This window comes from Roseovarius lutimaris (genome assembly GCF_900115165.1).
Taxonomy (GTDB): domain Bacteria; phylum Pseudomonadota; class Alphaproteobacteria; order Rhodobacterales; family Rhodobacteraceae; genus Roseovarius; species Roseovarius lutimaris.
In genome coordinates this window covers 1-18,639 of the sequence record NZ_FOVP01000024.1, presented here as the reverse complement: position 1 = coordinate 18,639, position 18,639 = coordinate 1, and the positions used below count along the sequence as shown (strand labels likewise).

Genomic DNA, 18,639 nt, shown 5'->3' with positions numbered 1-18,639 from the left:
GCTTGTCAGCGCCGCATTCACAGAAGTTTCTGCAAAAGCACAAGGTCGATCCAGCGCCCGAACTTGCGCCCGACCTCGGGCATATGCGCCACGTGCTGAAACCCGATTGCGGTGTGAAAGGCAATCGCGTCCGCGTTCTCGCCGCTGACCCCGGCCACCAGTGCATGAATTCCCTGCGCGTGCGCCACGTCTTCAAGGCGCGCCATCAGGGCCCGGCCCACGCCCCGACCTTGCGCTGCCGGCGCTAGAATGACCGTATGCTCGGCCGTGCGGGCATAGCCCGGCCCTGAGCGAAAGGCGCCGTAGGTCGCAAAGCCCAGAACAGCGTCGGCCTCCTCCATCACCAGAAACGCCGCGCCGCGGGCCGCGATATCCTCGGCCAGGGCCTGGGGCGTTTTTTCGAGCGTGGTAAAGGTGACCGTTGTCTCGCGGATCAACGGGTTCCAGATCGCAAGGATCGCCGCAATATCGCCCGGCCCGGCGGGGCGGATGATCATCCCAGGGCCCGAGGCCCGCTCGGCGTGGCGAACTCGGCGCGCAGACCCGCCGCACCGCTTTCAAACACGACCCGCGCATCATCCAGCACCGGGGCAAGCGCCGCCTCAAGCGCCCCGGCCTCTGGATGACAGACCACCAAACGTTCCAATCGCGCGCCCGAGGGGGCCAGCCGCGCACTTGGGTGCGTGTTCCCCTGCCATTCGATCACCGCCGGAAACATGTTGTCATAGGGCAGGACCCCATCCTCGGGCACCGCCATCTGCCAGCGCAGATCCCCCCGGCTGAGCGGCACAGGTCGCCCGGCCTCCGGGTATCGCGCCACCAGATCCGCCAGATCCTCCACCTGACAAATCCAGGTGTTCAGACGTGGCGCACCCTCAAAACGATCAAGATCAAACCAGCGCGGATAGGCCGGGGCCTCGGCGCCCGGATCAATCGCGATCACCTCAAGATAAAGCCCGTCCTCAAGCCCCAGCAAAAGATTGTGGGTGCCAAAATGCGCGTGATACCCACCGGGCTGCAAGCGCACCCCAAGATGCTCTTCAACCCAGTCACGCCCCGCCTCAAGGCTCTCTGCCGCCACAGCCAGATGATCAAGCTTCATATCCGTCCCCTTCCCTTGACCAATGGGGATCGTCCTTGTCGCCCCATTGGTCAAGGGATAAATGCATGCGGATGTGGCGCGGCCATGCCCCCCCCTCAAGGTTTGCCGACCGCGTTCGGCCACCGCCCTGATGTCAAAAAGCCCCGCACGCCAATCCGATCAGGCGCGCGGGGCTTCATGGTCACCCTACTCTCTCGGAGCGATCTTTGGATAAGGGCCCTAGGCGGTTAGCATCTGATAAAGCTCATCCTTCAGCGCCGCCCGTTTTTTTCGCATTTCAACCTCGGCCAACTCCTCCATCGGCTCCACCAGCGTTTCGGCGCGGTGTACGGCCCGGTTGACCTCATGATACTCATCGGCAAGCTTGCCAAAATGCGGATCACTTTGCTTCATTTCAGTGATTTTACTGGAAAGTTCCGGGAATTCTTCGTGAAGCTCATGGGGGGTGTGGGACATTGCGCATTTCTCCTCGTTGTTTGCTTGCCCTAAATCTAGAAGCCAACCAAGGCGACTTCTTTGATACGGATCAAAAAGCCCAGTCTGTCTTTCATCTTTCCATAAATACTCAAATCCACCGCCCGCCGCGCGGCGCAAACCTGGCGTTTGGCGCGCCGCCACCCCGCCGCACGCGCCGCCGCCTCAGAGCAGAACCAGCGCTCACCTCTTGAGGTGCGGATCGACGTGCGGCCGTAATCCTTCTGGCCCGGCATATAATAGATTCGGCGCCCCTTGCCGCTGATGTTGTCCTAGATCGCACAGGCCGGATCGGGAGGCATCAAGCAAAATTCAACCCGCCGGGCGCGCGCAGGGTTAACGTCGTTAGCGTTGCTGCGTTTGCCAGTTGGGATGCATCCAGGGCTCTGCATTTTCCGACGCCAGAGGCGCGCGGCCAAGCACATGATCGGCAATCTTTTCTCCCACCATGATTGAGGGCGCATTGAGATTGCCATTGGTGATGCGCGGGAAAATGCTGCTGTCGGCAACACGCAGGGCCTCGACCCCGATCACCCGGCCCTGTGGGTCAACAACCGCGTGCCGGTCATCGGCGCGCCCCATCCGACAGGTGCCACAGGGGTGATAGGCGCTTTCGGCATGCGCGCGGATGAAGCTGTCAATATCGGCCTCGCTGGTCACATCTGCGCCGGGCTGAATTTCATGGCTGACAAAGGGCCTGAAGGCGTCCTGCGCAAAAATCTCGCGGGTGAGGCGGATGCATTTGCGAAAATCAATCCAGTCGCTTTCCTGGCTCATGTAGTTGAAGCGGATCATCGGCGCATCCGAGGGATCATTGCTGCGCAGGCTGACCGCCCCGCGCGAGGCACTGCGCATCGGGCCGACATGGGCCTGAAACCCGTGGCCTTCGGCGGCGGCCTTGCCGTCATAACGCACCGCAATAGGCAGAAAATGAAATTGGATATCGGGATAGCTGACGCCCGCATCCGAGCGGATAAAGCCACCGCTTTCAAACTGGTTGCTCGCGCCCAGCCCCCTGCGCCCCAAAAGCCAGCGCGCGCCGACAAACCCCTTGCCCAGCAGGTTCCAGTACTTGAAAAGACTGACCGGCTGGCTGGCGGCCATCTGGATATAAAGCTCCAGGTGATCCTGCAGATTCTGCCCGACACCGGGGCGATCGGCCTTGACGGCAATGCCATGCTCGGCCAGATGCGCCCCCGGACCGACGCCGGACACCATCAAAAGCTTGGGCGAATTGATCGACGAAGCCGCAAGGATCACCTCGGCACGGGCGCGCACAACCTCTCGCCGCCCCTTGCGGAGCGTCTCGACCCCGACCGCGCGGCCCTCTTCGATGATCACGCGCGTCACCAGAGCGCGGATCAGATTGCAATTGTCGCGCTTCAGGGCCGGGCGCAGATAGGCATTGGCCGCCGACCAGCGCCGCCCCCGCCAGACAGTCATGTCAAACGGGCCGACCCCCTCTTGCTGCTCGCCGTTGTAATCGTCCGTGCGCTGATATCCGGCCTGGGCACCGGCCTCGACAAAGGCACGCGTCAGAGGGTTGTCGCGCGGACCCCGGCTGACATGCAGCGGCCCATCGGTGCCCCGCCAGCCCGGATCGCCGCCATGCCCGCCGCCGTGCCAGCTTTCCATGCGCTTGAAATAAGGCAACACATCGCCGTAGCCCCAGCCGTCGGCCCCCTGATCGCGCCAATGGTCATAATCACAGGCATGGCCGCGCACATAGACCATGCCGTTGATGCTCGATGAGCCGCCAATAACCTTGCCACGCGGACAGGCAAGACGGCGGTTGCCCAGATGCGGTTCCGGCTCGCTCTGATAGCCCCAGTCATAGCGCGCCATGTTCATCGGATAGCTGAGCGCGCCGGGCATCTGAATGAATGGCCCCGCATCGGTGCCGCCATGCTCGATCACCAGCACCGAATGCCCGGCCTCGGAGAGGCGATAGGCCATGGCGCAGCCTGCGCTTCCGGCGCCGACGATGACATAATCCGCTTCCATGTCACGATCTCCTTTCTGCGCCGCATGCGCCACTCGCCGCCCTGGCGCGACGGGGTGGGTGGGTGGGCGTCGCGCCAGGGCGGCGGGCCATCACAAACAGGTGGGGTCTGGTTTCAATCGGATAGGTCATTGCAGCTGTCTTAGGTTGGAATCTGAGTATTTTCAGAATGGTGAAAGGATCATTCGCCCCGGGGGAAGCGCTTGTTTTCTTCAAGCACGTTAAGATCCATGTGGTTGCGCATGTAGCGTTCGCTGGCTTTTTGCAGCGGTTGATAGTCCCAAGGGTAATAGCCGCCCTTGCGCAGCGCTTCGTAAACCACCCAGCGGCGCGCCTGGCTTTCGCGCACCGCCGCATCGAAGTCCTCCAGGTTCCACCGCGCCTCGGCCTTGGCCTGAAGCTGGGCCAATGTACCCGCGTGGGCCGCATCCCCGGCCAGATTGCAAAGCTCATGCGGGTCCGCCTCAAGATCGAAAAGCTGATCGGGGTCGAGCGTGCAGCGGTTGTATTTCCATTTGCCATAGCGCAGCGAGACCAGCGGCGCTTGCGAGGCCTCGGCGGCATATTCCATCGCCACGGGCGCGCTGCGCGCGATGCCCTGCCCCTGTGGCACAAGGCTTTGGCCCTCGGTCCAGGGCATGACTTCGTCCATGCTGACGCCCGCCAGATCGCAAAGCGTCGGGCAGACGTCGATATTGCTCACCGGATCGGTGACCACTCCGGGCGTCATGCCGGGTGCCGCAATCATCAGCGGCACCCGCGCCGAGCCTTCGTAAAAGCACATCTTGAACCAGAGCCCGCGTTCACCCAGCATATCACCGTGATCGCTGACAAACAGGATCACCGCCTCCTGGCGCGTCGTCTCCAGCGCCTCAAGCACCTCGCCGATCTTGTCGTCGAGATAGCTGATATTGGCGAAATAGGCGCGACGCGAGCGGCGGATATCCTCTTCTGAGATGTCAAACGAGCGCCAGTCGTTGGCATCAAAGATGCGTTTGGCATGCGCGTCGTGATCGGCGTAATCCATCGCGGGCACCTCGGGCAAAAGATGCTCGCACTCCTCGTAGAGATCCCAGTATTTCTTGCGCGCCACATAGGGATCATGCGGATGCGTAAAACTCACCGTCAGGCACCAGGGCCGCGCATCAAGCCCGCGCGCCAGATTATAGACTTTGGCGCGCGCATGATAGGCGACCTCATCGTCATATTCCATCTGGTTGGAAATCTCGGCCACACCAGCGCCGGTGACCGAGCCCATGTTGTGATACCACCAGTCGATGCGTTCGCCCGGCTTGCGATAATCCGGCGTCCAGCCGAAATCGGCGGGATAGATATCGGTGGTCAGCCGTTCCTCAAATCCGTGCATCTGATCGGGGCCGACGAAATGCATCTTGCCCGAGAGGCAGGTCTGATAGCCCGCGCGCCGCAGGTGATGGGCATAGGTCGGGATATCGGCGGCAAATTCGGCCGCATTGTCATAAACCCGGCTGCGCGAGGGCAGAAGGCCGGACATAAAGCTCGCCCGCCCCGGCGCACAGAGCGGCGAGGCCGTATAGGCATTGGCAAACCGGGTCGAGCGCGCCGCCAACGCCTTGAGGTTGGGCGCATGAAGCCAGTCGGCCGGCCCGTCGGGAAACAGCGTGCCATTCAGCTGATCCACCATGAAAATAAGGATATTCGGCGCAGTCATTGGCTGTCCTTTTGGGCCAGGCTTGTGTCGAGGTAATGCAGCAGGACATCGACTGCGGCGGCGGGCGGCATCGGGCCCTCGCGCAGAGCCTGACGGATATACATGCCGTCAATCATCGCCGCCAATCCACGCGTCAGGGTGCGTGCCTGAGCAGGATCAAGACGGCGAAACGCATCGTGCAGGTTTGAGCGCAGCCGCCGCTGATAGATATGGAGCAGACGGCGGGCATCGTCAGAACGCTGCGCCTGAACATAAAAATTCAGCCAGGCCGAGACCATTTCGGGCCTGAATTGCGCGGGCGTAAAGCTGGCGCGGATAATCGCCTCGATGCGTTGACGGGGGCTGCGGGTCATCAACAGCGCACCGCGCACCTCGGCGCCATAAATCGCAAGGATATGGCGCATCGCGGCAACAAACATCTGTTCCTTTGAGCCAAAGTAGTGATGCGCCAGAGCGCTTGACATGCCCGCCCGGCGCGCGATCTGGGCCACGGTCACATCCAGTGATCCGCGCGCGCCAATCTCGGAAATCGTGGCCTCGACCAGAGCGGAGCGCCGGATCGGTTCCATCCCAAGCTTGGGCATTGTCATCCTCCGGTGAAATCTTGCCATATTGGCCTAATCGTGTTTAATTGACTCGTCAATCAATAAAAATCCACCCAAAGGACCACACCCACCCGGACCAGAATAGCGTTGTAATTCACAGCGCCGTTATATTAGCCTTGTTAGGTAGCAAACATCTGTCGGGCCGATTTGATCGCACGACCGAAGATACCCGCGACCCTGCCGCCTGTCGGCACTGAGGGCCGGGCAAAAACAAAAACCAAAGGGAGAGACCATAAATGACACTCATCAACACCGGTCGGCTGAACCGCCGCGGATTTCTCGCGACCACAGCCGCCACTGCACTTGCCGCCTCGTTGCCAATGGGCGGCGCAATGGCCGCGCCGAAACGTGGCGGGCACCTTCGGGCCGCTATCGGTCATGGCCAGACCACCGACACGCTGAACCCCGGCACCTATGAAAACAGCTTTTCCACCTCGCTGTCCTTCGCGATTCACGGTCGCCTCACCGAGGTCACGAATGAGGGCGCGCTTGTCCCCGAACTGGCCGAAAGCTGGGAGGCGTCCGACGATGCCTCGGTCTGGCGCTTCAAGATCCGCAAGGGCGTGACCTTTCACTCGGGCAAGGAACTCACACTTGAGGACGTGGTCAATTCGATCAACTTCCACCGCGGTGAGGGGTCAACCTCGGCAGCTGGTCCGATCGTGGCCCCGATTCAGGACATCACCACAGAAGGCAGCGACACGGTTGTCTTTACCCTTGATGGCGGCAACGCCGACTTCCCCTTCATCCTGAGCGATTATCACCTGACGATCTGCAAGGCCGAGGGTGACAGCATCGACTGGAAATCCGGCGACGGCTGCGGCAGCTATGTCCTCAAGGATTTTCAACCCGGTGTTTCATACTCCGTTGAACGTAATGCCAACCACTGGCGCAGCGACGTTGCCTGGTTCGACAGCGCCGAGATCATCGCCATCGTTGACCAGAACGCCCGCACCACCGCGCTTGTCTCGGGGGACGTGGACATGGCCGACCGGCTTGACCTCAAGACCGTGGGCCTTCTGGCGCGCCGCCCCGACATTCAGATCAACTCGGTCGCGGGCACGCAACATTACACTTTTGCCATGGATACCCGCGCAGAGCCCTATAGCAACGTGCATGTGCGCCATGCCCTGAAATTCGGCGTCAACCGCAAGGAACTGGTCGACAAGATCCTGTTCGGCTATGGCTCTGTCGGCAATGACCATCCCATCGGTCAGGGGCAGCGGTTCTACAACAAGGATCTCGAACAGACCGCCTATGATCCTGACAAGGCAAAATACCACCTCAAATTGGCTGGACTTGAAAGCGTCGATGTCGCCCTTTCGGCGGCGGATGCGGCCTTTGTCGGGGCGGTCGATGCGGCTGTGCTCTATCAGAACTCGGCGGCGGCCTGCGGGATCAACCTCAAGGCCGTGCGCGAACCCAATGACGGCTATTGGTCCGATGTCTGGATGAAGAAACCCTTTACAGCGGTCTATTGGTCGGGCCGCTCTGTCGAGGATCAGATGTTCTCGACCGCCTATCAATGCGGCGCATCCTGGAATGACAGCTTCTGGTGCAATGACCGCTTTGATGAGCTTATGGTCAAGGCCCGCTCGGAACTTGACGAGGCCAAGCGCCGCGAGATGTATTACGAAATGCAGGCAATCTGTAGCAGCGATGGCGGTGTTGTCGTTCCGATGTTTGCCAACTATGTCTTCGGCAACTCGACCAAGATCGCCCATACCGAGCAGATGGGCTCGAACTGGGATGTGGATGGCATGCGGTTCATTGAGCGCTGGTGGTTCGCGTAACCCTCGCCACGGCATGAAAAACGGGGGCCCGGGCGCAGACCATGCTCCGGGCCCCTTTTTCGACACACCGAACAAGAAAGACTGTCATTATGACCCTCAAACCAACGCTTTCCGCCATGGCCCTAGCCGTGGCCACCGGCCCCGCCCTTGCCAATTGCGACGAGGTGGTCTTTGCCGATGTCGGCTGGACCGATATCACCGCCACCACCGCCGCCACCACCGAGGTGCTGCGCGCGCTTGGCTATGAGCCCGACATCAAGGTTCTGTCGGTGCCCGTGACGTATACCTCGATGGCCAAGGGCGATATCGACGTCTTTCTGGGCAACTGGATGCCCACCATGGAAGGCGACATTGCCCCCTACCGCGAGGCCGGCACGGTTGACACTGTGCGCGCGAATCTGGAAGGCGCGAAATACACGCTTGCCACCAATGCCGCCGGCGCGGCGCTTGGCATCACCAGCTTTGAGAGCATTGCCGCGCAGGCCGATGCCCTCGACGCGACCATCTACGGCATCGAGCCGGGCAATGACGGCAACCGCCTGATCATGGATATGATCGCGGCCGATGCGTTTGGCCTGAAAGAGTTTGACGTCAAGGAAAGCTCTGAACAAGGCATGCTGGCGCAGGTCAGCCGCGCCGATCGCCGCGAAGAGCCGATTGTCTTTCTCGGCTGGGAACCGCACCCGATGAACGCCAATCACGACATGACCTATCTCACCGGCGGTGACGAGTGGTTCGGCCCCGATCTTGGCGGCGCGACGGTCTATACCAACACCCGCGCGGGCTATGTGGCGGAATGCCCCAATGTGGGCAAGCTGTTGCAAAACCTCTCGTTCACCCTCGCCATGGAAAACGAGATCATGGGCGCGATCCTTGACGACGGCGAAAAGCCCGAAGAGGCCGCAACCGCATGGCTTGCCGCCAACCCGGGCGTGCTTGCCCCCTGGCTTGACGGCGTCACCACCCGCGATGGTGGCGATGCCATGGCGGCGGTCAAAACGGCGCTTGGTCTCTGATCGCCTGACCTGACCCCGGTCTGCCCCGCCCCTCACCGGACGGGGCAGACCCGCAGGCCCGCGCGCCTGCCCCAACCACCCTAGAGGAACAAGGGCGCGCCCATGGACTGGCTCAGCGATCATAAAATCCCCGTCGGCGAGGCCGCCGAACGGTTTTTCCTTTGGCTTCAGGACAACGCCGCGTGGTTCTTTGACATGCTCTCGGCCCTGATGGAGGGGCTGATCGACGGCTTTCTCTGGCTGCTTCAGACGCCGCATCCGCTTGTGATCATGGCGATTTTCGTCGGCCTCACCTGGATGCTGCAACGCAACTGGAAGACCTGCCTCTTCGTGTTTCTCGGCTTTCTCTTCATCCACAATCAGGACTATTGGGAGGAAACCACCGAAAGCCTGACGCTGGTGCTGTCGTCCTGTATCTTCTGCATGGTGATCGGCGTGCCCATCGGCATCGCCGCCGCGCACCGCCCACGCCTTTACGACTGGCTGCGCCCGGTGCTCGACCTGATGCAGACGCTGCCGCCGTTTGTCTATCTGATCCCGGCCATCGTGTTTTTCGGCATCGGCATGGTGCCCGGCCTGATCGCAACGGTGATCTTCGTGGTGCCCGCGCCGATCCGCCTGACGCATCTCGGCATTTCGTCCACGCCCAAACCCCTGCTTGAGGCCGCGCAGGCCTTTGGCGCCACCGCGCGCCAGACCCTGTTCAAGGTCGAACTGCTCTATGCCCTGCCCCAGATCATGGCCGGGCTGAACCAGACGATCATGCTGTCGCTCTCGATGGTGGTGATCGGCGCGCTTGTCGGCGCCGACGGGCTTGGCGTGCCGGTTCTGCGCGCGATCAACACGGTCAACATCGCGCTTGGCTTTGAATCCGGGCTGATGATCGTGGTCGTCGCCATCGTCCTGGACCGCATGCTGCGGATGGGAGAGCGCAAATGACCAGGGCAGCCGACACCCAGACCATCGTCGATTTCCAGAACGTCTCGATTGTCTTTGGCGACACGCCGCAGACGGCTTTGCCCCTCATGGATCGCGGCATGACGCGCAGCGAAATCCAGACCCAGACCGGCCAGGTGCTGGGCGTGCATGATTGCAGCCTCTCGGTCGCGCCCGGCGAAATCCTTGTGCTGATGGGGCTGTCCGGCTCTGGCAAATCAACACTGTTGCGCGCCGTAAACGGCCTCAATCCGGTGGCGCGCGGCAAGGTCGAGATCTTTGACGGCGAGCAGATGGTCGATGTGACCGGCGCCGACGCGCCCACCCTGCGCCGGTTGCGTCAGCATCACGTCGCGATGGTGTTTCAGCAATTCGGCCTGCTGCCCTGGCGCTCTGTACGCGAGAATGTCGGCCTCGGGCTGGAACTGGCCGGCCTGCCCAAACCCGAGCGCGAAACCCGCGTGCAAAAACAGCTTGACCTCGTCAGCCTCTCGGACTGGGCCGACCGCAAGGTGGGCGAACTTTCGGGCGGAATGCAGCAACGCGTCGGCCTGGCCCGCGCCTTTGCCACCGACGCCCCTATCCTCTTGATGGACGAGCCGTTTTCCGCGCTCGACCCCCTGATCCGAAGCCACCTTCAGGATGAATTGCTCGACCTGCAAAAAACCCTCGGGCGCTCGATCATCTTCGTCAGCCACGACCTCGACGAAGCCTTCAAACTCGGTGACCGGATCGCCATAATGGAAGGCGGGCGGATCGTACAATGCGGCACCCCGCAGGATATCTTCACCAACCCCGCAACCGGCTATGTGGCCGAATTCGTCGCCCATATGAACCCCCTCGGCGTGCTTTGCGCACGTGACGTGATGGAACCCACCAGCGGCACGCCTGACCACTGCGTTGGCCCCGACGCCACCATTCAACAGGTGATGGAACAGGCCCAGGGCCACGACAAACCCGTCGGCGTAAGCGATGAGGGCAAAGTCATCGGCCAGATCACCCGCAACCGGATTCTCGCCAAACTGCTTGATCCACGCGCCTGATCGCCCTTTCACCGTTCGATAAATACTCCGGGGGAGTCGCGCCTTGCGCGACGGGGGCAGCGCCCCCGCCTCAGACCTTGGTGGCCGAAACCACAGGCGTGATCGCGCGCCGCTTGAGCACCGACTCGCGCCAGCTGATGAAACTGATCGCCGCCACGATCACCGTGCCGCCCAGCACCACGAACACATCCACCCCCTCGCCAAAGACCAAGGCCCCAAGCGCCACCGCCCAGACCAGTTGCAGGAAGGTCACCGGCTGTGTCACCGCCAGCGGGGCCGCCCCGAACGCCAGCGTCATCGTGTAGTGCCCCGCCGTCGCGAGGCAAGCCACCGCGGCCAGGATTGCAAGTTCGCCCAGCGTCGGCGTCACCCAAACCGCCGCCGCCAGCGGCGCCAGCCCGATGGTCACCGTGATCGACAGCATCGCCACCACGATCCCCGCGCTACAGCGCCCCGACAACACCTTCGCCGTCAGGTAGGACGCACCGAAAAACACCGCCGTGAACAGCATGGCAAAATGCCCCGGTCCAACCTCGCGAAATCCGGGCCGCAGGATGATCAGTGCCCCGATCAGGGCCGCCACCACCGCCAGCACCCGGCGCAGCGCCAGCGTTTCGCCTAGAAAAAGCGCCGCGCCGAGGGTCACGTAAATCGGCGAGAGGTAATTCATCGCCGTCACATCGGCGATCGGAATGCGCGCCATGGCAAAGAACCACAGCGCCACAGCGACCGTATGCACCGCCCCGCGCGCGCCGAACATAAGCCAGATCCGCCGCTCAAGCCGCAACCGCATCAACGGTCGCAACATCGGCAGCAGAAACACAAGCCCCATCGCATATCGCAAAAAAGCCGCCTGTGGCGCCGGAACCCGCGTGCCAAGCACCTTCACAAGCGCCGTCACCCCAACAAAAAGGATACCCGTCACCACCATCCAGAAGATGCCCAATCCCGGCTTTGGGGTCGTCTCTGGCGTAAGGGTCGGTTCTGCGCGCATCCTGCCATTAACTCACGGGAATCTCTCGCTGTCGAGCGCCCGGCGCCGCATTTGCATGCATTTTACGCAACCCTGAATCCCACCAAACGCATGGCATGACCTGGTTTGAGCCGACAAAACGGGTCTCACCCCGTGAGCAACCGCGCGGCAATCACCCACATCACCACGCCGATCCCGGCGTCCAGCACCCGCCAGCTTAGCTCGCGGCGAAACAGCGGCGCCAATAGCCGCGCGCCATAGCCAAGGCAGAAAAAGAACACAAAGCTTGCGCTGACCGCGCCGAGGCCGAACCCGAGCCTGTCACCATATTGCGACGACACCGACCCGAGCAGAACCACCGTATCGAGATAGACATGCGGATTGAGCCAGGTCAGCGCCAGACAGGTCAGCACCGCGCGCCGCAAGCTGCCGGCGCCCGCGCCCGCCTCAAGCACCTCGCCACCGCGCCAGGCGGTGAGAAAACTGCGCGCGCCGTACCAGATCAGAAAGGCGGCCCCGCCATAGCGCATTACCCGCTCTAGCCCCGGCACCCGCTCGGCCAATGCGCCAAACCCGGTCACCCCAAAGGTGATCAGCGCCGCATCCGAGAGCGCACAGACCAACACGACGGCCAGCACATGCTCGCGCCGCAACCCCTGGCGCAACACAAAGGCATTCTGCGACCCGATCGCCAGAATAAGGCTCAGGCCAAGGGCAAATCCTGCAATTTCTGCCTGCATGGGTCGGGTCCCTGTCTTTTTGGGTCAATAATGCCCGCTTGCGTAACGTCGTGCGCGTCATTACTCAAACGTATAATCCTCATCTGGCATAAGAAATTCTAATGCACCTCGATCCACAACACCTCGCCGCGCTCTCGGCCATTTTACGCCGCGGAAGTTTCGACGCCGCCGCCGCAGATCTGGGCCTGACCCAATCGGCAATTTCCCAACGTCTCAAGGCGCTTGAGGCCCGCGTCGGCGCACAGCTTGTGCATCGCGGCCAACCCTCGACAGGCACTGCGGCCGGGTTGCGCCTTGCCGCCCATGCCGATCAGATCGCCCTGCTTGAGGCGCGGTTGGCGAAAGATTTTACCGCCCTTGGCCCCGCGCCGCACACCCGGCTGCGCCTTGCGGTGAATGCCGATAGCCTTGCCACATGGTTGCCCGCCGCCCTGGCCGACCTGCCCGATCAGCTGTTCGATCTGGTGATAGATGATCAGGACGCCGCCCATGACCGGCTGACGCGCGGCGAGGTGCTTGGCGCGCTGAGCACCCGCGCAAATCCCCTGCCCGGCTGTGATGCGGTTCCTCTGGGCCGCCTGCGCTATATCGCAACCGCGAGCCCGGCCTTCATGGCTCGTCACTTTGCGGATGGGCTCACGGCCAAATCGCTCGGCGCGGCACCGATGCTGCGTTTTGACGCCAAGGACCGGCTTCAGGAAACATGGATGACCCGGCATCTGGGGCGGACGATTGCGCCGCCCTGCCACATGATCCCGTCCTCGCAGGGCTTTGTCGCCGCCGCCCGGCTTGGGCTTGGCTGGGGCCTCAACCCCGAGCCTTTGGTCGCCGATGCGCTCGCCTCGGGCGCGCTCGTGCCGCTGATGACGGACAGCGCGCTTGATACGCCGCTCTATTGGCAATCAAGCCGGGTTTTGGGCGCGGCCCTGACACCGCTCACCCGCGCCTTGCGACGGGCGGCGCGCGAGACGCTCTATCCGCCCGCCTGAGCCGAAAACATCGCTCTCAATCGCCCGTAGGGTGGGTGAAACCCACGCCCCGCCGGACCTGCGCCTTACTCCGCGCCAAGCTGTTCCATGACCTCGTCGGAGGCCTCGAAATTGGTGGTGACGCGCTGCACGTCGTCGTCATCCTCAAGCGCGTCGATCAGCTTCATCAGCTTTTGCATGCCCTCAAGGTCCATCTCGGTGGTGGTCACCGGTTTCCACACAAGCTTGGTCGAGGTGCTCTCGCCAAGCTCGGCCTCAAGCGCGGTGGCAACGTCATTGAGATCGCTGTCGACGCACCAGATCACATGACCATCCTCGGTGCTTTCCACGTCCTCGGCACCGGCCTCGATCGCGGCCATCATCACCGTGTCGCCATCGCCCACTTCGGCGGGATAGCTGATTTCGCCCTTGCGTTCGAACATGAAACCGACCGAGCCGGTTTCGCCAAGGTTGCCGCCGTTCTTGGAAAAGGTCGAGCGCACGGTGCTGGCGGTGCGGTTGCGGTTGTCGGTCATCGCCTCGACGATCACCGCCACGCCATTGGGGCCATAGCCCTCATAGCGGATTTCTTCATAATCCTCACCCTCGCCGCCCATCGCCTTCTTGATGGCGCGTTCGATATTGTCCTTGGGCATCGACTGGGCCTTGGCCTCTTTTATCGCAAGACGCAGGCGCGGGTTCTTGTCAGGGTCCGGGTCGCCCATTTTCGCGGCAACCGTGATCTCTTTGGAAAATTTAGAGAAAAGCTTGCCCCGCACGGCGTCCTGGCGCCCTTTACGGTGTTGGATATTTGCCCATTTTGAATGGCCGGCCATTATGACGTCTCCTGCAGGTCCGGAAAAATTTGGCTTGTCATATCCGCTTGAGACACGCAGGGCAACGCCTTGCGGCAAAGACCGTCTCAAAGCGGCCAGATCAGCGGGATCAGCGCCGAGGCCAGGAGGCCGACGCTCAGATTCAGCGGCACCCCGACGCGCAGGAAGTCGGTAAAGCGATAGCCCCCCGGCCCATAGACAAGCGTGTTGGTCTGATAGCCGATGGGCGTGGCGAAACTCGCACTTGCGGCGACCATCACCGCCACCACAAGCGGGCGTGCATCAAACCCCATGGCATCGGCAAGACCGATGGCAATCGGCGTAACAACTACCGCCACGGCGTTGTTCGACACCAGTTCGGTCAGGACCGAGGTCAGCAGGTAAATCATCCAGATCACCAGGAAGCCAGGTAGAACCGACAGCGCGGGCGCAATCGCCCCGACGATCAATTCGACCGCCCCCGAGGCCTGAAGCGCCGCGCCAATCGCCAGCATCGCAAAGATGAGCGCAAGCAATTGCCCGTCGACGAATGAAAATGCCTCATCCGCATCAATGCAGCGCGCCAAAAGCACAACCGCCACCGCAATCACCGCAAGCGCAAGGATTGGCGCCACGCCAAGCGCCGCCATGATCACGATCCCCAGAAGGGCAAGCACCGCCAGCGGCGCGTGGCCACGGCGAAACGCCCGCGCCGAGGGGCGCGAGACATCGACCATATCCATTTCCCGCGACAGGCGCTGAATATCCTCGGGCGCGCCTTCAAGCAAAAGCGTATCGCCGACCCGCACCACGAGATCGTCAAGCTGGCGGCCGATATTCTGGTTCCGCCGGTGCACCGCCAGCGGATAGACCCCATAGCGCCGCCGCAGGCGCATGCCGCCAAGCGAGCGGCCCACCATCTTGCAGCCCGGCGTGATCAGCACCTCGACGGTGCTGGTCTCGACCGCCGACACCTGATCGACCCGCTTGAGGCTTTTGTCGCGTTGCAGGCTGAGCAGTTCGGTCATCTGGGTGCGCAGAACCACGCGGTCGCCGACCTGAAGGGTCACGCCGCTAAGGTTGCGACGCAGCGACAGATCCCCCCGGATCACGTCGATCAGGCGCACGCCCTCGCGTTTAAAAAGCTGAACCCCGGCAACCTCGCGCCCGATCAGGTTGCTTTCGGGCGGGATCACCGCCTCGGTGAAAAACTTCATCCGCGAGCGATCCGACAGCATATCGGCCATGCTGTCGCGCACCGGTAACAGGAACGGCCCGAAAAACCGCAGATAAATCGCCCCCCAGATCACCAGGATGATGCCAAGCGGTGTGATCTCGAAGATGGTAAAGGCCTCCATCCCCTGCGTGCGGGCCACCCCATCCACCAGCAGGTTGGTCGAGGTGCCGATCAGGGTGGTCGTGCCCCCAAGGATGGCCGCGTAAGAAAGCGGAATCAAAAGCTTGCTGACCGGAATCTGAAGCGTGCGCGCCAGTTGCACAAACACCGGGATCATCACCACGACCACGGGCGTATTGTTCATGAAGGCCGAGGCGACAACCACCGCCGCCAGAAGCATGCCGATGGCGACACGCGGGTTGACCTGCGCCTGGCGATCCGCAAGCGAGGTAAAGGCATCAAGCGCGCCGGTGCGCACAAGCGCGCCCATCACGATGAACATCGCCGCAATCGTCCAGGGCGCGGGGTTGGAAAACACCGTTAGCGCGGATTGATAGGGCAGAATGCCAACCGCCAGCAAGACCGCCACACCGGCGATGGCCACCACTTCGGTCGGATAGGTTTCACGCACAAACAGCACGAACATCGCCGCGACGACCGCCAGTGCCAGAAATGCCTGTCCGGTCTGGGACAGACCCAAAAGTTCGATCACGTATCAGAGCCCTCATGTGGTTTCACGTCAGTGTCCCCGATGACAGGCACAGGGGCAAGCCCGATCCGCGCCCGCGGCTGTACCAGAAATATCCCGCCCAGCATCAACCCGAGGGCCGCCCAGATATAGGGCGAATAGACCTCCTGCAAAAGCCAGATTGACCAGAGCACGCCAAAGCCGGTCACCAGATAGCTGGTCTGCGCCGCAAAGACCGATCCGGCCCGCCCCACCATCCAAACATACCCCGCATAAACCAGCGCATGAATGACCGCGCCAGCCACAAGCGCCGCCTCGGGCGCGCCGAACCCGGCCAGCGGGTCGATCCACTGACCGCTGAGCAGGGCCAGCGGCAGCATCAGGACCGCCCCGATCAGCGAAGCCGCCAGCAATGTCTGAACGGAATCAAGCCCCTGCGTGCCCCAGCGGGCCACAAGATTGCCCTCGGTCGCATAAAGCAGCGGCGCAACAAGCGCGAGCGGCACAAAGGCGGCCATGGCGCGATCCGGCAGGCTTGCCTCGGGGCCGATCAAAAGCGCGATTCCCGCCAGCCCGAGGCACAGCCCCAGCATCCGGCGCCACACGAAGCTTTCGTTTCCAAGCAGAATCGCAATCGGCAGCGAAAACATCGGCACCGTCGAGATAACGATCGCCATGACACCGCCGGGCAGACGCGCCGCCGAGGCGTAAAAAAAGATATCCGGCAGAACCGCGCCGAACAGGGCCACCATGATGAACAATCGCCAATAGGCGTGTCCCAGCTCTAACCGCTTGCCGCGTGCGCGGGTGATGGCGCCAAGCACCACCACGCTGATCACCAATTGCCAAAAAATAAGGCCAAAGGGCTGATGGCCGGTGCTGACGGCGATCTTGGCAAGCGCCACCGACAGGCCCCAGCCCGCCCCCATCGCCATAAGTGCCAGCGTCAGACCGGCGCGGTCCCTCACGGGCCTGCCTGCTCCAACCGGCCGCCTTGCCGGACCATCGACACCCTGGTGGCCTTGCCGGTCTTGTCGTCGGTTTCCACGTAAACGCCCGACACGGTCGCCGCGCCAAGCGCCGGGGTAAAGCGTTCCTTGCCCATGCCGGTCACGAAGCGGCGCATCGGCTCGGTCTTGTCCATGCCGATCACGCTGAGGTAATCGCCGCACATGCCCGCATCGCCCTGAAAGGCGGTGCCACCCGGCAGGATCTGGGTATCGGCGGTCGGGATATGGGTATGGGTGCCGACCACAAGGCTGGCGCGCCCATCGCAGAAATGCCCCATCGCCATCTTTTCCGAGGTCGCCTCGCAATGCATATCGACGATCGCCGCCTGCACCGCGCCGCCGGGGGGATGGGCGCGCAGCACCTCGTCGATGGCGGAAAACGGATCATCAAAGGCGCGCTTCATGAACACCTGGCCCAACACCTGCGCCACCAGAACCTTGCGCCCGCGCGCGTCAGTAAAAACCCGGTGGCCACGTCCCGGTGCGTTCTTGGCAAAATTCAGCGGTCGGATGATGCGGGTCTCGTTGCCAATCGCCTGAAGCATGTCCTTTTGATCAAAGGCATGATCGCCAAGCGTGACGCAATCGGCGCCCGCTTCGAAAAGCCCCCTGGCATGGGCGCCGGTCAGCCCCATCCCGCCCGAGGCATTCTCGCCGTTGACCACAACGAAATCCAGCCGCCACTCTGTGCGCAAGCGCCGCAGGGTCTCGGCCACCGCCGCGCGTCCCGCACGGCCCATCACATCGCCTAGAAACAATATCTTCATGGCATCGGTGTTATTGGCGCAAATCGCGAAGGGCAAGTCTCAAACCGCAAAGCGCAGGGCAAGTCATGCGCGCGGGACGCCTCCGGCGGGAGTGTTGTCAAGTTAGAAAGTTGATACTTATCAGTACTATAATAGAAGTATCAGTTATATGATCTACGTTGCCATCAACATCTCGGGTTCGGACTGAAAATTGCTTTCGGCCAAAAGAGCGCATCAGGCTCATAACCTGAAGGTCGTAGGTTCAAATCCTACTCCCGCAACCAGTTTTACTAAATAATATCAGAGACTTATTGATCGCCTCCGGGCGATTCTTTGCATTGGAAATTTGGGCGTGGAAGCACTGTGGAAGCAACCGAACCACGGTCATCGGTGTGGCAATTTTGCTGCATGAAATCCGCAGAGCTTTGACGACTCCCTGCCCATACCCTCCATTCTTAGCGTGAACAGGTTCTGCATTGCAGATTTCCCAAGATTTCTTTGGCTGGAGGAACATATCCCCCAGCCAAAGTTTGGTTTAGCTTAAGCTTCCGCCTTACGATCTGCTTGAACAGAGAGGTGGTCCTGCTTTTTCGACCAGTTTGCAGCCTTGTTAAGATGGATCAGGGTTTCACTTCAGGCTGCTAATCTCATTGGTTCTGTTTTGTTGGCGTATACCTCATCGGGGGTCAATAACCCGTGCGTCGAATGGGGGCGCTCAGAGTTGTAGTAGGTCAGCCATTTACCGATGCCCGCCCGCATTTCTGAGCCGGTCTCAAAAGCGTTGAGGTAGACGCATTCATATTTCAGTGACCGCCACAGCGCTCAATCATCCGATTGTCGCGCCAAGCGCCTTTGCCGTCC

Annotated in this window: 18 protein-coding genes and 1 pseudogene; 5 read left to right on the top strand and 14 right to left on the bottom strand. The window is 61.9% G+C overall.

Going from position 1 to position 18,639, the window contains the following annotated elements; translation table 11 throughout:
- Window positions 1–17 precede the first annotated feature (17 nt).
- From BMZ91_RS17855 to betI, 7 genes are all read right to left on the bottom strand, one after another.
- Window positions 18–497, bottom strand: a complete 480-nt coding sequence (locus tag BMZ91_RS17855; RefSeq protein WP_092841749.1) for a GNAT family N-acetyltransferase — start codon at window positions 495–497, stop codon at window positions 18–20.
- Window positions 494–1,102, bottom strand: coding sequence for a VOC family protein (locus BMZ91_RS17850; RefSeq protein WP_092841747.1), 609 nt, complete (start codon window positions 1,100–1,102; stop codon window positions 494–496). Before BMZ91_RS17850 ends, BMZ91_RS17855 begins: the two co-directional genes overlap by 4 nt.
- 219 nt (window positions 1,103–1,321) lie before the next feature.
- A complete protein-coding gene (locus tag BMZ91_RS17845; protein WP_092841745.1) occupies window positions 1,322–1,558 on the bottom strand; it encodes an HP1242/YdcH family protein in 237 nt (78 codons plus the stop codon).
- Between the two features lie 35 nt (window positions 1,559–1,593).
- Window positions 1,594–1,821, bottom strand: coding sequence for a sunset domain-containing protein (locus BMZ91_RS22095; RefSeq protein ID WP_483880086.1), 228 nt, complete (start codon window positions 1,819–1,821; stop codon window positions 1,594–1,596).
- Between the two features lie 100 nt (window positions 1,822–1,921).
- Window positions 1,922–3,580, bottom strand: coding sequence for a choline dehydrogenase (betA, locus tag BMZ91_RS17835; protein ID WP_092841743.1), 1,659 nt, complete (start codon window positions 3,578–3,580; stop codon window positions 1,922–1,924).
- Window positions 3,581–3,759: 179 nt separating this feature from the next.
- Window positions 3,760–5,268, bottom strand: a complete 1,509-nt coding sequence (betC, locus tag BMZ91_RS17830) for a choline-sulfatase (RefSeq protein ID WP_092841742.1) — start codon at window positions 5,266–5,268, stop codon at window positions 3,760–3,762.
- Window positions 5,265–5,852, bottom strand: a complete 588-nt coding sequence (betI, locus tag BMZ91_RS17825) for a transcriptional regulator BetI (RefSeq protein ID WP_245736459.1) — start codon at window positions 5,850–5,852, stop codon at window positions 5,265–5,267. The genes betC and betI overlap by 4 nt, the downstream gene beginning before the upstream one ends.
- A 257-nt stretch (window positions 5,853–6,109) precedes the next feature.
- On the opposite strand from betI, the gene BMZ91_RS17820 reads away from it, so the two are divergent.
- The 4 genes from BMZ91_RS17820 (at window position 6,110) to choV (ending at window position 10,661) form a co-directional block, all read left to right on the top strand.
- Window positions 6,110–7,666, top strand: a complete 1,557-nt coding sequence (locus BMZ91_RS17820; protein ID WP_092841740.1) for an ABC transporter substrate-binding protein — start codon at window positions 6,110–6,112, stop codon at window positions 7,664–7,666.
- Window positions 7,667–7,755: 89 nt separating this feature from the next.
- The gene (choX, locus tag BMZ91_RS17815) at window positions 7,756–8,682 is read left to right on the top strand and encodes a choline ABC transporter substrate-binding protein (RefSeq protein WP_092841738.1); all 927 of its coding nucleotides are present in this window, start codon (window positions 7,756–7,758) and stop codon (window positions 8,680–8,682) included.
- 102 nt (window positions 8,683–8,784) lie between these two features.
- Window positions 8,785–9,621 carry a choline ABC transporter permease subunit gene (gene choW, locus BMZ91_RS17810; protein WP_092841736.1) on the top strand — a complete coding sequence of 279 codons (837 nt, stop codon included), beginning with the start codon at window positions 8,785–8,787 and terminating at the stop codon, window positions 9,619–9,621.
- Entirely contained in the window at window positions 9,618–10,661 is a 1,044-nt protein-coding gene (gene choV / locus BMZ91_RS17805; RefSeq protein ID WP_092841734.1) for a choline ABC transporter ATP-binding protein, read from the top strand. The genes choW and choV overlap by 4 nt, the downstream gene beginning before the upstream one ends.
- 70 nt (window positions 10,662–10,731) lie before the next feature.
- Here choV and BMZ91_RS17800 read toward each other — a convergent pair whose 3' ends face one another.
- Both BMZ91_RS17800 and BMZ91_RS17795 read right to left on the bottom strand, forming a co-directional pair.
- Window positions 10,732–11,655, bottom strand: coding sequence for a DMT family transporter (locus tag BMZ91_RS17800; RefSeq protein ID WP_092841732.1), 924 nt, complete (start codon window positions 11,653–11,655; stop codon window positions 10,732–10,734).
- Window positions 11,656–11,780: 125 nt separating this feature from the next.
- The gene (locus BMZ91_RS17795; protein WP_092841730.1) at window positions 11,781–12,374 is read right to left on the bottom strand and encodes a LysE/ArgO family amino acid transporter; all 594 of its coding nucleotides are present in this window, start codon (window positions 12,372–12,374) and stop codon (window positions 11,781–11,783) included.
- 101 nt (window positions 12,375–12,475) lie between these two features.
- Here BMZ91_RS17795 and BMZ91_RS17790 point away from each other — a divergent pair, with 101 nt between their 5' ends.
- Window positions 12,476–13,363 (top strand): LysR family transcriptional regulator ArgP, encoded by an 888-nt coding sequence (locus tag BMZ91_RS17790; protein WP_092841728.1) that lies wholly within the window; start codon window positions 12,476–12,478, stop codon window positions 13,361–13,363.
- Window positions 13,364–13,428: 65 nt separating this feature from the next.
- Here BMZ91_RS17790 and BMZ91_RS17785 read toward each other — a convergent pair whose 3' ends face one another.
- The 5 genes and pseudogenes from BMZ91_RS17785 to BMZ91_RS17765 all read right to left on the bottom strand — a co-directional run.
- On the bottom strand, window positions 13,429–14,178 hold the full coding sequence (locus BMZ91_RS17785) for a YebC/PmpR family DNA-binding transcriptional regulator (protein WP_092841726.1): 750 nt from the start codon (window positions 14,176–14,178) through the stop codon (window positions 13,429–13,431).
- A gap of 86 nt (window positions 14,179–14,264) precedes the next feature.
- Window positions 14,265–15,980: an SLC13 family permease gene (locus tag BMZ91_RS17780; protein ID WP_425441600.1), complete on the bottom strand. Its 1,716-nt coding sequence runs from the start codon at window positions 15,978–15,980 to the stop codon at window positions 14,265–14,267.
- 62 nt (window positions 15,981–16,042) lie between these two features.
- Window positions 16,043–16,990, bottom strand: coding sequence for a DMT family transporter (locus BMZ91_RS17775; protein ID WP_245736457.1), 948 nt, complete (start codon window positions 16,988–16,990; stop codon window positions 16,043–16,045).
- Window positions 16,987–17,799: a TIGR00282 family metallophosphoesterase gene (locus BMZ91_RS17770; RefSeq protein ID WP_092841720.1), complete on the bottom strand. Its 813-nt coding sequence runs from the start codon at window positions 17,797–17,799 to the stop codon at window positions 16,987–16,989. Before BMZ91_RS17770 ends, BMZ91_RS17775 begins: the two co-directional genes overlap by 4 nt.
- 612 nt (window positions 17,800–18,411) lie before the next feature.
- Window positions 18,412–18,639 (bottom strand): annotated as a pseudogene (locus BMZ91_RS17765) (integrase core domain-containing protein); the annotation flags it as partial.

Excerpts from the sequence above, each read along its gene's own strand:
- BMZ91_RS17780 (WP_425441600.1), bottom strand. The coding sequence starts at position 15,980 with ATGTTCGTGCTGTTTGTGCGTGAAACCTATCCGACCGAAGTGGTGGCC.
- BMZ91_RS17845 (WP_092841745.1), bottom strand. The coding sequence starts at position 1,558 with ATGTCCCACACCCCCCATGAGCTTCACGAAGAATTCCCGGAACTTTCC.
- BMZ91_RS17850 (WP_092841747.1), bottom strand. The coding sequence starts at position 1,102 with ATGAAGCTTGATCATCTGGCTGTGGCGGCAGAGAGCCTTGAGGCGGGG.
- BMZ91_RS17785 (WP_092841726.1), bottom strand. The coding sequence starts at position 14,178 with ATGGCCGGCCATTCAAAATGGGCAAATATCCAACACCGTAAAGGGCGC.
- choW (WP_092841736.1), top strand. The coding sequence starts at position 8,785 with ATGGACTGGCTCAGCGATCATAAAATCCCCGTCGGCGAGGCCGCCGAA.
- choX (WP_092841738.1), top strand. The coding sequence starts at position 7,756 with ATGACCCTCAAACCAACGCTTTCCGCCATGGCCCTAGCCGTGGCCACC.
- BMZ91_RS17855 (WP_092841749.1), bottom strand. The coding sequence starts at position 497 with ATGATCATCCGCCCCGCCGGGCCGGGCGATATTGCGGCGATCCTTGCG.
- betI (WP_245736459.1), bottom strand. The coding sequence starts at position 5,852 with ATGCCCAAGCTTGGGATGGAACCGATCCGGCGCTCCGCTCTGGTCGAG.
- BMZ91_RS17800 (WP_092841732.1), bottom strand. The coding sequence starts at position 11,655 with ATGCGCGCAGAACCGACCCTTACGCCAGAGACGACCCCAAAGCCGGGA.
- BMZ91_RS17795 (WP_092841730.1), bottom strand. The coding sequence starts at position 12,374 with ATGCAGGCAGAAATTGCAGGATTTGCCCTTGGCCTGAGCCTTATTCTG.
- betC (WP_092841742.1), bottom strand. The coding sequence starts at position 5,268 with ATGACTGCGCCGAATATCCTTATTTTCATGGTGGATCAGCTGAATGGC.
- betA (WP_092841743.1), bottom strand. The coding sequence starts at position 3,580 with ATGGAAGCGGATTATGTCATCGTCGGCGCCGGAAGCGCAGGCTGCGCC.
- BMZ91_RS17770 (WP_092841720.1), bottom strand. The coding sequence starts at position 17,799 with ATGAAGATATTGTTTCTAGGCGATGTGATGGGCCGTGCGGGACGCGCG.
- BMZ91_RS17820 (WP_092841740.1), top strand. The coding sequence starts at position 6,110 with ATGACACTCATCAACACCGGTCGGCTGAACCGCCGCGGATTTCTCGCG.
- choV (WP_092841734.1), top strand. The coding sequence starts at position 9,618 with ATGACCAGGGCAGCCGACACCCAGACCATCGTCGATTTCCAGAACGTC.
- BMZ91_RS17790 (WP_092841728.1), top strand. The coding sequence starts at position 12,476 with ATGCACCTCGATCCACAACACCTCGCCGCGCTCTCGGCCATTTTACGC.